The organism is Polaribacter aquimarinus (genome assembly GCF_003129485.1).
GTDB classification, from domain to species: Bacteria; Bacteroidota; Bacteroidia; order Flavobacteriales; family Flavobacteriaceae; genus Polaribacter; species Polaribacter aquimarinus.
In genome coordinates this window covers 745,553-757,961 of record NZ_QFFG01000002.1, presented here as the reverse complement: position 1 = coordinate 757,961, position 12,409 = coordinate 745,553, and the positions used below count along the sequence as shown (strand labels likewise).

The window sequence follows — 12,409 nt, the reverse complement described above, 5'->3', positions numbered from 1 at the left end:
TAAAATAAAAATTGTAATTTTAGAGGGTATAATTTCCCTTCTGTAAAATGATTCAAAAAATTTTTATTGGAATATTGTTTGGAACTTTAATCGGTATGTTTATTACCTCTCTATTTCTATTTCATCAAACTAATATTATAGACCTTTTTCTAACAAAAATTACAGCAACATCAATTGTTACTGGAGTTTTTTGTGGTATCTATGCTCACTTATCAAAATCTAAATTACAAGTATTTTTAATTTCAATAATTATTGGTTCAATTGTATTTTACACAAAATATCTTATTACAGGTCATCATTTCGACCCATTAACCATGGGCATTTTTGTAGGTGCTATGTTGGGTGGTACTTTTGCAATCATTAAAAAAGTACAAAGTCGTTATAGAACTTACAAAAGATTTAAAAGATTAAGAAAATCTTAAGCCACCAGTTCATCTACATTTTGCCAAGGTCCACCGTTAATTACATCAACTCCATTTTGAGTTAAAAACTGTGTTGCTTGTCCACTTCTTGCACCACTTCTACAAACTGCAATAATAGGTTTGTTCCAAGATTTTATTTTTTCTATTTGTGATGGTATAGTATTTAAAACAATATGTTTTGCGCCATTTGTATGCCCTTCATCCCATTCTATTTGTGTTCTAACATCTAAAATAACCGCTCCTTTTTCTAAATATTCTTTAATTTCTAAACTCATATCTCTTCTCTTAAACAAGTTAAATATCCCCATAATCTGTTGTTAATTATGGCACAAAGCTAATCCATTTTCTATTAGTTTTGTGTAGCTTTTGTTACATTTTAATTTTTCTAAATTTTCTAAAACATCTTTTTTTATAGAAAAATTATGTTGCAAACATAATTCATAAAGTTCTAATTGCAATAACCAATCTTTTGGAAACTTAGTTTTTAACTGATTAAATATTTTTGTTATTTTTTCTTCGTAGACTACTTTACTTGCTCTGATTTTTCTGACTTTATCATACAATTTATACAATTCCTTTTGAGAAGCAGTATATCGTATTTTATGTGTTTTTGTTTCTGATACTTTTCCTACATTATAAAAAGAATTTGCATCTGCAGGTCCAGAATATGCAGCAACTACTTCTTTGCCAATAGCCATATCATATATGCCCCATGCTGGATTAAATAAAATGTTGTCAAAATGTTTAACAGTACAATTTATTAAAGTAATAAGTTGTATTCTACCTCTTAAATCTCTTGTTCCTGTAATTACATCACCTTGTACTTTTATTCCGCCTTCAAATTCTAATATAATCTGTTTGCCTTCATATATTTGATAAGCTTCTAAATCTCTTGGACTCATATTTTCAATAGGGATATTAATTCCTTTTAGTTTTCCAATAGGGCTTCCAAAACCATCCTTATGATTTTCGATTCCATGACCAATTAATTCTTTATCTCTATTTGCCAAAGCGGTTTCTCCAATAGTTTGAAAATAAATTGGTTTTCCGTTTTCATCAGCAATTACCTTTGTAAAAACACCTGAAATCTGCAATCCAGTACTTAATTCAATTGTCCCCAAGTTTTTTGAGTTAATTAACTTTTTTATTCCTTTTAATCCCCCTTTTCGTAATGCCATTTTATTAGCAAATTGTTCTAAAACCAAACTTAAATGCGCAAAATCTGGTGTAACAAATAACTGAGGTTGTGGTTTGGTAATATCAAAATTTATATTAGCTGCCTCTATAGTATAAGGTACTTTTTTCACTTCTTCTTGCATACACCACTTACTCTCTCCTATTGATGATAATAAACCTGCACCATATATTTTAGGATCTTGTAATGTCCCTATTAATCCATATTCTACTGTCCACCAATGCAAATTTCTAATTTGAGCCATTTCAGATAATTCGCTCATATTATTTTGCAGATAAGTTACCATTTCTTCAGCTTTTTGAATTTCTTTTTTAGAAGAGTTTGGATCTTCTTTTAAAATTGACAACAATCTAATGGCTTCATACATTTCATAATCTTTTGCTGATGAAATTGCTTTACTGCCTATTTCTCCAAATCTTCTTAAATATTCTGCATATTCTGGATTTGCTATTATTGGCGCATGACCTGCAGCTTCGTGAATAATATCAGGTGCTGGTGTATATTCGATATGATCTATAGTTCTCATATCGGAAGCAATTACCAAAACATTATACGCTTGAAACTCCATGAATGCATTTGGAGGAATAAAACCATCTACAGAAACAGCGGCCCAACCAATCTCTTTTAAAATTCGGTTCATTCCTTCCATATGAGGAATATTCTCTATCGAAATCCCAGTCTTACTTAACCCTTTTATATACGATTTATGGGCAACTTTTTTTAAGTAATCTACATTCATGCGCATTACATATCTCCAGACTGCCTGATTTTGTGCTGTATATTCCTCATAAGGCTGTTTTAAAACAAATTTATGTAAATGTTTTGGCAGCTTTTTTGTGACATCGTTTAATTCAAAGTTAGTTTTCATAAAATAATTGAATTATTCTTACAAAATTACACATTTAAATATTGATTTCACATTTTCATATTGTTAAAACTTCTGTTTTTGTATCTTTATAGCAATCAACAAAAAATCATAATTAATGAGATTAGGAAGAAGAAGTGGAAGCTTTAAAATTCGCTTATTTATTGGTATTGCAATAGTTGTCTTTGCTTATCTAAGAAAATGTAGTCAAAGTGAAATTAATCCTTATACAGGAAAATCACAAGCAATTAGTTTATCAACTCAACAAGAAATTGCTATTGGCCTAAAACAAGCTCCAATGATGGCACAACAGCATGGTGGGCTTTATCCTAATCAACAATTACAGGATTTTGTAGATAGAGTTGGTAAAAAACTAGTCGATAATACTGTTGCAAAAAAATCAGGATATCGGTATGAGTTTCACCTTTTAAAAGATGAGAGAACCATTAATGCTTTTGCATTACCTGGCGGACAGATTTTTATCACCTATGCGCTATTTTCTAAATTAAAAAATGAAGATCAATTAGCAGGGGTTTTAGGTCATGAAATAGGACATGTTTTAGGAAAACACTCTAACGAAAGAATAACAGATGCAAATTTCTGGAAATTATTAACTATGGGTGCTTCTGTTGGAGCAGATTTAGGAGAGTTGGCCAACGGAATTGGACAACAAACTTTATTAAAAAATGGACGAGGTGACGAGTTAGAAAGCGATGAGTTAGGTGTAAAACTAATGATTAACGCTGGTTATAATCCGGAAAGTTTAATTGGAGTTATGCAAATTTTAAAAGCTGCAGCTGGCCCAAATAGAATTCCTGAATTTCAGAGTACACATCCTGACCCAGAGAATAGAATTGCTAAAATTAAGCTAGCTATTAGAAAATACAGAAGGTAAGTTTGTAACATTTGTAGACTTTTTTGCACTTATAATTAAATAAAAATTATAAGCTATGGCAGGAGAAGGTTTTGTGGCACATATGATTGCAAGTTTAAAAAGTAATAAAAGAAATCGTGTTTCTACTTTTGATAAAATCAAAGACTTTAAAAAAAGTAAAAAATCTGAACTTTATTTTAAAAAAAAAGCATCACCACTAGAGTTAAAAAAGATTAAAGAAAAGATTTTACAAGAAAACGAAAGAAATTTTAGAAGAAAAATATTTATTCTTATAGTAAGCATTATTGTACTATTGTTCTTATTAAATTAAAATAGAGACCATCTTTTTAAAAAAGACAATCTCTATTTTTCCTTTAGATAATCAATTCAAATAGTTGCTCTAAAGTTAGAGCATCAAAATAAAGACAAAGTATTTGATGCTTTCTAATTTATAGACTACCAAAAACAAAAAATGTTTCAGTATTAAACTTTAACTAACAACTATTTAACAACATCTTTAAAATTGTTAAAAAATTAACAATTATATGTTGTTTTTATTAGAAAAACATTACGTTTTTACACTTAAAATCTACGGTATCGGTTTCGTAAAAAAATTAAAATAAGCTAAAAAACTTTCTTATTTTTACTGTTCAATTTAAGAAAATGAACAAGAAAGTTATACTTATGATTTTGGATGGTTGGGGAATTACACAAGACCCAAAGGTATCCGCGATTTACAATGCAAAAACATCATATATTGATAGTTTATATAATAATTACCCTAATGCAGAATTAAGAACTGACGGAGAACATGTTGGTTTACCAGAGGGGCAAATGGGTAATTCTGAAGTTGGGCATATGAATTTAGGTGCTGGTAGAATCGTATATCAAAATTTAGCAAGAATAAATAAAGCAGTTAAAGAGAAAACTTTAGGAAAAGAAAAAGTATTGTTAGACACTTTAAACCATGCTAAAGAAAACAATAAAGATGTTCATTTATTAGGATTGGTTTCTAATGGTGGAATTCATGCACATATTGATCATTTAAAAGGAATTATAGATGTTGCTAAAGAAAATAGTTTAGAAAATTTGTATTTACATGCATTTACAGATGGTAGAGATTGTGATCCAAAATCTGGAACCTATTTTATTAACAACGTTCAAGAATATATGAATGAAAATGGTGGTGAACTAGCATCAGTAACGGGTCGTTATTACGCAATGGATAGAGATAATCGTTGGGAACGTGTTAAGGAAGCTTACGATGGTGTTGTTAATGGTATTGGAACAAAAACTACAGATGCTATTGCAACAATGAACAAAAATTATGAAGATGGTATTACTGATGAATTTCACAAACCTATTATAGTTACCAATAAAAATGGATTACCAAAGGCACAAATTAAAGAAGGTGATGTAGTTATTTTCTTTAACTACAGAACAGATAGGGGGCGAGAATTAACCAATGCTTTATCCCAAAAAGATTTTCCGGAGTACAATATGAAAAAGTTAGACCTGTATTACACTACTATGACTTTATATGACGATACTTTTGAAGGAATTAATGTAATTTATACCAATGAAAATATTAAAAAAACACTTGGAGAAGTATTAGCTAATGCCGGTAAAAAGCAAATTCGAATTGCAGAAACCGAAAAATATCCGCACGTAACTTTTTTCTTTTCTGGAGGTCAAGAAGAACCTTTTAAAGGTGAAAAAAGAATTTTAAGAAATTCTCCAAAAGTAGCTACATATGATTTGCAACCAGAAATGTCTGCTTACGAATTAAGGGATGCATTGTGCGAAGATTTAGAAAAAGGTGACACAGATTTTGTTTGTTTAAACTTTGCAAACGGAGATATGGTTGGTCATACTGGAGATATGAAAGCAGCCATAAAAGCTTGCGAAGCTGTAGACGAATGTGCAAAAGATGTAATAGAAACTGGATTAAAAAATAATTACTCTATTTTATTAATTGCAGACCATGGAAATTGTGAAACTATGATGAACCCTGATGGCTCTCCTCATACAGCTCATACTACAAATCCTGTTCCTTTCATATTAATTGATAAAGAAATAAAATCAATAAAAAGTGGTATCTTGGGCGATATTGCTCCGACAATCTTAGATTTAATGGGAGTTAACCAACCAAAAGAAATGACACGACACTCATTACTGTAAACTAATTTTAATATGAAAAACCTTTTTTTATTCGTTTTTGTTTCTTTATTAATTTCTTGTATTACTCAAAAAAAAATTACAGCACAAAAAAATGAAAGAGGAGATTTAGTGGGGTTTGCAGATAAAGAGTCTTTTAATCAAGCTCCCTATAAAACTTGGTTTGATGAAAAATATAACACATACAAACCAGATGCAACTACAATTTCTTTACTTAAAAAAAAGATAAAAGGTTTTAAAATTAAAGGTTTTATGGGAACCTGGTGTGGAGATAGTAAACGAGAAACCCCTCGTTTTTACAAAATCTTAGAACTGACTAATTTTAATTTAAACGATTTAGAATTAATTACAGTGAATAGGAATAAAAAAACTCCAGATAATTTACAAGAAGGATTAAATATTAAAAGAGTTCCAACTTTTATTTTCTACAAAAACGGAAAAGAAATTGGACGTTATGTAGAATATGCTCGTGAAACTTTAGAAAAAGATATACTTAAAATTGTTTCTGAAGAAGCTTACAAACACTCTTACGACAACTAATGTTACCTAAAAACCCTTTAATTATTGCTGTTGATTTTGATGGCACTATTGTAGAAGACGCCTATCCAAAAATAGGTAAAGAAATGATATTTGCTTTTGATACCTTAAAAAAATTACAATCTCAAGGACATCGTTTAATTCTTTGGACCTACAGAAGTGGAAAAAAATTAGATGAAGCTGTTGATTTTTGCAAAGAAAACGGATTAGAATTTTACGCAGTAAATAAAAATTTCCCTGAAGAAAATTACGACGAAAAATACAGTCGTAAAATTCATGCAGACTTATTTATTGATGATAGAAATATTGGTGGTTTTTTAGGTTGGACAGCTATTTATAAACTTATCTTTAATCACGAGCCTCCTACTAAAAAGAAAAAAGGATTATTTTCCTTTTTCAAATAATTACTCGCTTACTTTAATAATTTAAATGTAGTAACTTTGCGGTTCAATTTTTTTAATATGATTAAAATTAAAACCAGAGAAGAAATAGAAATTATGCGCGAAAGTGCATTAATAGTTTCAAGAACTTTAGGTATGCTTGCAAAAGAAGTAAAACCTGGAGTTTCTACTTTGTATTTAGATAAACTCGCAGAAGATTTTATTAGAGCAGAAGGTGCTATTCCTGGTTTTTTAGGTTTGTATGACTTCCCTAATACTCTTTGCATGAGTCCAAACTCTCAAGTTGTTCACGGTATCCCAAATAAAGAACCTTTAAAAGAAGGAGATATTATTTCTATAGATTGTGGGGCTAAAAAGAATGGCTTTTATGGTGACCATGCTTATACATTTGCCGTAGGAGAAATTAAAGCAGAAACCCAAAAACTTTTAGACATTACAAAAGAAAGTTTATATGTGGGTATTAGAGAATTTAAAGTTGGTAATAGAGTTGGTGATGTTGGTTTTGCAATCCAAAATTTCACAGAAAAACATGGTTATGGTGTTGTAAGAGAATTGGTTGGTCATGGATTAGGAAAAGAAATGCACGAAGATCCAGAAATGCCAAACTACGGAAGAAGAGGTAGAGGAAAAAAATTTGTAGAAGGAATGGTCGTTGCAATAGAACCTATGACTAATTTAGGTACGCATAAAATTAGACAACATAATGACGGTTGGACAATTACCACTTTAGACAATAAACCTTCTGCCCACTTTGAACACGATGTTGCCATAGTAAATGGCAAACCAGAATTACTTTCTACATTTAAATATATAAATGATGCTTTGGGTATAGAAACAAATGAAGAAGATGAATTTAGAGCAAATTCATAATAATTGTGTCTATATTTAAATCGATTTTAAACACTATCCCTAGACCTTGGTTAATAAAGGTTAGTTATTTCGTAAGACCTATTATTGCTTTTTATTTAAAAGGCAATAAATTTACCGATCCAATAGATGGAAAAAGTTTTCGAAAATTTTTACCTTATGGATATGGAAAACAACGAGAAAATGCTTTATCGCCATCAACATTATCATTAGAAAGACACCGATTAATGTGGTTGTTTTTAAAAGATGAAACGAACTTTTTTACATCAACAAAGAGATTAAAGACTTTACATATTGCTCCTGAACAATGCTTTTTAGATATATTTAGAAAGCAAACAAACTTAAATTATATAACTTCTGATTTAGAATCTCCTATTGCAGATGTTAAAGCTGATATTTGCGATTTACCCTTTGATGATAATTCTTTTGATGTTATTTTTTGCAACCATGTATTAGAACACATTGCTGATGATACCAAAGCAATGCAAGAATTGTTTAGAGTTATGAAAAAAGGTGGATTTGGCATTTTTCAAATTCCGCAAGATTTATCAAGAGCTATAACTTTCGAAGATGATACTATTACAGATAAGAAAGAACGAGCAGAAGTTTTTGGACAATATGACCATGTTCGTATTTACGGAAGAGATTATTTTAACAAACTACGTTCTGTAGGTTTTAAAGTTGATGAAATTGACTATACAAAAAAAATCGCTCTAGAAAAACTAGAACGATTTTGCTTGATGAAGAATGAGATTCTTCCAGTATGCTATAAAATCTAATTATTTAGAATTACTTCTTAAAAAATCAGCTAATTTTTCTAATTTCTCTTTACCTAGAACTATAAAATCATTTTGCATAATATGATAAACTCCTGGAGCAATTTTAACTACTTTACTTAAACCACTATATTTTCCAGATTCATCTTTTGGAGCATTGGTTTTAGTTCCATTTTGATTAATCCAAGTAATTTCATTTCCTTTTAGAGCTTGTAACTTATTGTTATGGAATGCCCCTATGTATTGATAAGTAGAATTGGTATTTAATAAACTACCATCTATAGAACAAAGAAAAACTTTTAATGTATAGTTTTCTATAGAATATAAAGGATGAACTCCACCACCTAAATGACCTCCAAAGTTATACCAAACTTTGTTGATTTTCACTTCCCCTTCTTTATTATACTTATCGATTCTATCTGTTTTCTTTAAAGATTTTAATAAGTTTTCTGTATTAGCTATGTTTACAATTCTTTTAAGATTTAAATCATAAACTAATGGTTTATGTGAATTATTTGGATATGTAACTAATCTTCCATTACCCCTTGGCAACATTACTTCTCCGTAATGAGTAGACAATGGATTAAAATCTGAAGGACTTGGAAGTAAAAAACCGTTTTGACTATTTGTATTAAAACTATAAATTTTAGTAGGCTCAACAGATTTATTCATTAATAAAATATAACCATCATAAGAAACAGCATGCTTGTATTCTTCAGCACTTACAATAATTTCTCCTCTATCGTTTATAATTCCAAAATTACCATTATTTTTAAATAGCGCTAAACTGTTTTTATTAAAATCATAAATACTATCTAATTTTAATGAGAGGTCATCCGACTTATTTTTCCATAATGTTTTTAAAGAATCTATTCTCCTTAATTCTTTTTCTTTTTTGATACGTTCTACTTCGAGTCTTCTTTCTTCAGCTTCTTCCAATTCTATTTCCTCATCTATCGTAACGGCAAGTTCCAATTGGTTTAAGTAATCTTCAGATTTTTTATTTTTTACCACTAAAAAATACTGTTTCGAATATTTTTTTGCCTCTTTAAAATCACTTAATTCAAAATAAATTATAGTACCTAATTTAGCAATTCTGTAATCAGTTACCGTATCAAGATATTTCATCGCTTTCTCAAAAAGCACCCTTGCTTCTTTGTAATCGATACTTTCTTCTATAACATTCTGAGCTCTCTTAATGTAAACATTCGCGATTTCTTTTTTAGATTGCGAATTAGTAACAGTAAAGGCTAACACACACAAAAGTGTTAGTAAAATTTTTTTCATAGTTAAATAAATTTATCCCCAATTTATAAAGTTCTGCAATATAGTAAAAATAGTACTTAAACTAGTCATAAAAATCGCTACTAATAGGTATAATTACTAAATTCTTCAATTTCTCCTTGATTATTTGAATACAATAAAATTACCTTTAGATTATTTTGATTATTAATAAATTTTAACGTTTTTTCTAACCCCATTGCCATAAAAGCTGTTGCATAAGCATCTACATCAGCACAATCTAAAGGAGCTATTACAGAAGCGCTTAATAAATTACTTTCTAAAGCATAACCTGTTTTAGGGTTAATGGTGTGTACAAATTTTTTTCCATTAGAAGCTATTCTAAACTTTCTATAGTTGCCGGAAGTTGCCATAGATTTATTTGATAAATTTATCACTTTAAAACCTGTATCAAAATCTTTTTTTATAGGATCAATTAATTTTATAGTCCAAGGTTTATCTTTAGCTTTTTTACCTTTAGTTCGAATTTCTCCACCGATTTCAATTAAATAATTCTTTATTTTTTTGGAATCGAAAAAACGTGCAACAATATCAATACCGAAACCTTTAGCAATAGAATTAAAATCTAAATATATCTGTGAATTTTGTTTACTAACAATTTTATTCTTTAGTGTAACCTTATCTAAACCTACCAGTTTCATCTCTTTATCTACCTGATCTTTGGTTAAGTTTTTTCTTTCTTTTTTAGGTCCAAAACCCCATGCATTTACAAGATTTCCTACTGTAGGATCAAAATAACCATTAGTTTCTAAATATATTTTTTTTGATTTTTGAAAAACTTCTACAAATAAATCATCGACAACCACTTTAGAATTTCCATTGTTAATTTTAGAAATATCTGAATTTGGAATGTAGGTAGAAAGTGATTGATTCATCAATAAGAAGAGACTATCTATAGATTTTTGATAATTCTTAGCAGCTTGTAAATAAACTATTTTATAAGTTGTTCCAAAAACTGCTCCTTTTAAAGTATAGTCTTGATAATTTTTATCATCAGTACAACTTAAAAATAATCCTAAAGTCGCAAGAAAAACAAGTATTTTTTTAGATATCATTAACTTTAGATTGATTGAACAAAAATAGTATATAAAATTTTCATAAAATATCATTAATACTACTTTTTGTAGATTCATTTTTATAAATTTGTTAACTGAATTTAATCGTTAAAAAAATGAAAAAATTATCAGTAGTACTAGTAGCTATAATTCTAGTAAGTTCTTGTGTTTCTAAAAAAGAACATGTGGCTTTACAATTAAAGTATAAAGAAACAGAAGACAAACTTGCAACTGTTAAAACTAACCTGCAAAAATGTTTAATCGAAAAAGAAAGAGAAGGAACAAAAGTATTTGTTCTATCTGAGCAAGTTAAATCTTTAAAAGAAGATAAAAAAACAGCGCTTAAACAAGTAGAAAATTTAACGGTTTTAACTCAGTCTTCTTCTGATAATATTAAAAGTGTTATTTCTCAATTAAGTGAAAAAGATAAATACATTAATGGAGTAAGAAAAGCAATGACTCGAAAAGATTCATTAAACTTAGCCATTAAATATCATTTAACTAGAAATTTAACAGACGGAATTCAAGATAAAGATATAGAAGTAAATGTTGAAAAAACTGTTGTATTTATTTCTATTTCAGATAAATTACTATTTAAAAGTGGTAGTTATAATGTAACAGATAAAGCATACACTGTTTTAGAAAAAATTGCCAAAGTAATTAACGACCAACCAAAAATGGAAGTTATGATTGAGGGTCATACAGATTCTAAATCTATTAAAACAGATTTCTTACAGGACAACTGGGATTTATCTGCAATGAGAGCTACTTCAATAACTCGAATTTTACAATATAAATATGGTGTAAAACCAGACAGATTAATTGCAGCTGGTAGAAGCCAATATGTACCTTTAGCACCTAATGATACTGATGCTAACAGAGCAAAAAACAGAAGAACAAAAATTATTATTATGCCTAAGTTAAACCAATTCTTTGAGTTGTTAGAACAAGACGCTGACTAAATTTTTCTATTCTAAAAAAACAATAAAAACCATCTAATTTTCAGGTGGTTTTTTTGTTTATAAACAAGTGTGGTTTTAACTATTGATTATCTCTAACCTTTAAAGCTCAACTTAGCTAATTAAAAATAGTTCTCATTGACACAACAAATATTCGTGTTTACTTTAGCAGCAACATAAGCCAACCAAACATCAACCAATGCACCAAAACTTAGAAAAAGAGCATATTTTGTCAAGTAAAAAAAGACGAATAGCAGCATTTTTAATTGACCATTTTACATTTATTTTTCTGATAATAGGAATTATGTTCTTGTTACTTGGAACAGGTTTTATGGACGAAAATAACTTCAATAATCTGACAAATAAAATGTTACCGACAATGTTGATTGGCTTTCTAATATACTTTGCAAAAGACTCAATAAAGGGTATTAGTCCTGGAAAGTGGGTTATGGGAATTATGGTTCGAGATGAAAATAATCTGAATAGAGCTCCTTCTTTTGGAAAATTGTTCTTTCGAAATCTATTTTTAATAATTTGGCCAGTAGAGTTTATACTACTTGTATCAAGTCAAGAGAAAAAAAGACTTGGAGACAAAACTACAAAGGCAATTGTAGTTAAGAACCCAAACAAACCGAAAAAGCTTCCACGAATTTTAGTATTAATTGGAATTGGTATTGTCTTTTTCACTTTTATATTCTTGTTTGCTGGTGCTGCAATAAAAAATTCGGGTGCTTATAAAGTAGCAATATCTGAAATAGAAAAAAACGAAGAAATAACGTCAGAAATTGGTGGTATAAAAGAATATGGGTTAATGCCTATGGGAAGTGTAAATATTTCGAATGGATATGGAGAGGCTCAATTAAATATAAAAGTAATAGGAAACAAAAGAGATTTAAACGTTGGTGTATATCTAACTAAAGAACCAAATGGAGAATGGAAATTAATAGAACTGAACAAATAATCACTTAGGCTAACAAA

The 12,409-nt window shown here is 29.1% G+C and carries 14 protein-coding genes; 10 read left to right on the top strand and 4 right to left on the bottom strand.

Features of this window, described 5'->3' with window-relative positions:
• The first annotated feature begins 47 nt into the window (after positions 1–47).
• On the top strand, positions 48–422 hold the full coding sequence (locus tag DIS07_RS07025; protein WP_109404505.1) for a hypothetical protein: 375 nt from the start codon (positions 48–50) through the stop codon (positions 420–422).
• On the opposite strand, the gene DIS07_RS07020 is transcribed toward DIS07_RS07025, so the two are convergent.
• Together DIS07_RS07020 and DIS07_RS07015 are read right to left on the bottom strand one after the other, a co-directional pair.
• Positions 419–730, bottom strand: coding sequence for a rhodanese-like domain-containing protein (locus DIS07_RS07020; protein WP_235869103.1), 312 nt, complete (start codon positions 728–730; stop codon positions 419–421). The genes DIS07_RS07025 and DIS07_RS07020 overlap by 4 nt on opposite strands.
• A gap of 9 nt (positions 731–739) precedes the next feature.
• Complete coding sequence (locus DIS07_RS07015; RefSeq protein WP_109404504.1) at positions 740–2,485, bottom strand: aromatic amino acid hydroxylase; 1,746 nt, start codon at positions 2,483–2,485, stop codon at positions 740–742.
• A gap of 115 nt (positions 2,486–2,600) precedes the next feature.
• On the opposite strand from DIS07_RS07015, the gene DIS07_RS07010 reads away from it, so the two are divergent.
• From DIS07_RS07010 to DIS07_RS06980, 7 genes are all read left to right on the top strand, one after another.
• Complete coding sequence (locus DIS07_RS07010; RefSeq protein ID WP_109404503.1) at positions 2,601–3,377, top strand: M48 family metalloprotease; 777 nt, start codon at positions 2,601–2,603, stop codon at positions 3,375–3,377.
• 55 nt (positions 3,378–3,432) lie between these two features.
• Positions 3,433–3,687, top strand: a complete 255-nt coding sequence (locus tag DIS07_RS07005; RefSeq protein WP_109404502.1) for a hypothetical protein — start codon at positions 3,433–3,435, stop codon at positions 3,685–3,687.
• Positions 3,688–4,019: 332 nt separating this feature from the next.
• Positions 4,020–5,537: a 2,3-bisphosphoglycerate-independent phosphoglycerate mutase gene (gene gpmI / locus DIS07_RS07000; protein ID WP_109404501.1), complete on the top strand. Its 1,518-nt coding sequence runs from the start codon at positions 4,020–4,022 to the stop codon at positions 5,535–5,537.
• 12 nt (positions 5,538–5,549) lie between these two features.
• A complete protein-coding gene (locus DIS07_RS06995; RefSeq protein WP_109404500.1) occupies positions 5,550–6,074 on the top strand; it encodes a thioredoxin family protein in 525 nt (174 codons plus the stop codon).
• The gene (locus DIS07_RS06990) at positions 6,074–6,475 is read left to right on the top strand and encodes a BT0820 family HAD-type phosphatase (RefSeq protein ID WP_109404499.1); all 402 of its coding nucleotides are present in this window, start codon (positions 6,074–6,076) and stop codon (positions 6,473–6,475) included. Before DIS07_RS06995 ends, DIS07_RS06990 begins: the two co-directional genes overlap by 1 nt.
• Positions 6,476–6,532: 57 nt before the next feature.
• Positions 6,533–7,342: a type I methionyl aminopeptidase gene (gene map / locus DIS07_RS06985; RefSeq protein WP_109404498.1), complete on the top strand. Its 810-nt coding sequence runs from the start codon at positions 6,533–6,535 to the stop codon at positions 7,340–7,342.
• A 2-nt stretch (positions 7,343–7,344) separates the two neighbouring features.
• Entirely contained in the window at positions 7,345–8,118 is a 774-nt protein-coding gene (locus DIS07_RS06980; RefSeq protein ID WP_181374563.1) for a class I SAM-dependent methyltransferase, read from the top strand.
• On the opposite strand, the gene DIS07_RS06975 is transcribed toward DIS07_RS06980, so the two are convergent.
• On the bottom strand, positions 8,119–9,402 hold the full coding sequence (locus DIS07_RS06975; RefSeq protein ID WP_109404496.1) for a hypothetical protein: 1,284 nt from the start codon (positions 9,400–9,402) through the stop codon (positions 8,119–8,121).
• A gap of 80 nt (positions 9,403–9,482) precedes the next feature.
• Positions 9,483–10,472 carry an FAD:protein FMN transferase gene (locus tag DIS07_RS06970; RefSeq protein WP_109404495.1) on the bottom strand — a complete coding sequence of 330 codons (990 nt, stop codon included), beginning with the start codon at positions 10,470–10,472 and terminating at the stop codon, positions 9,483–9,485.
• 116 nt (positions 10,473–10,588) lie between these two features.
• Here DIS07_RS06970 and DIS07_RS06965 point away from each other — a divergent pair, with 116 nt between their 5' ends.
• Both DIS07_RS06965 and DIS07_RS06960 read left to right on the top strand, forming a co-directional pair.
• Complete coding sequence (locus DIS07_RS06965; RefSeq protein WP_109404494.1) at positions 10,589–11,434, top strand: OmpA/MotB family protein; 846 nt, start codon at positions 10,589–10,591, stop codon at positions 11,432–11,434.
• A 196-nt stretch (positions 11,435–11,630) separates the two neighbouring features.
• Positions 11,631–12,392, top strand: a complete 762-nt coding sequence (locus DIS07_RS06960) for an RDD family protein (RefSeq protein ID WP_109404493.1) — start codon at positions 11,631–11,633, stop codon at positions 12,390–12,392.
• Positions 12,393–12,409 lie beyond the last annotated feature (17 nt).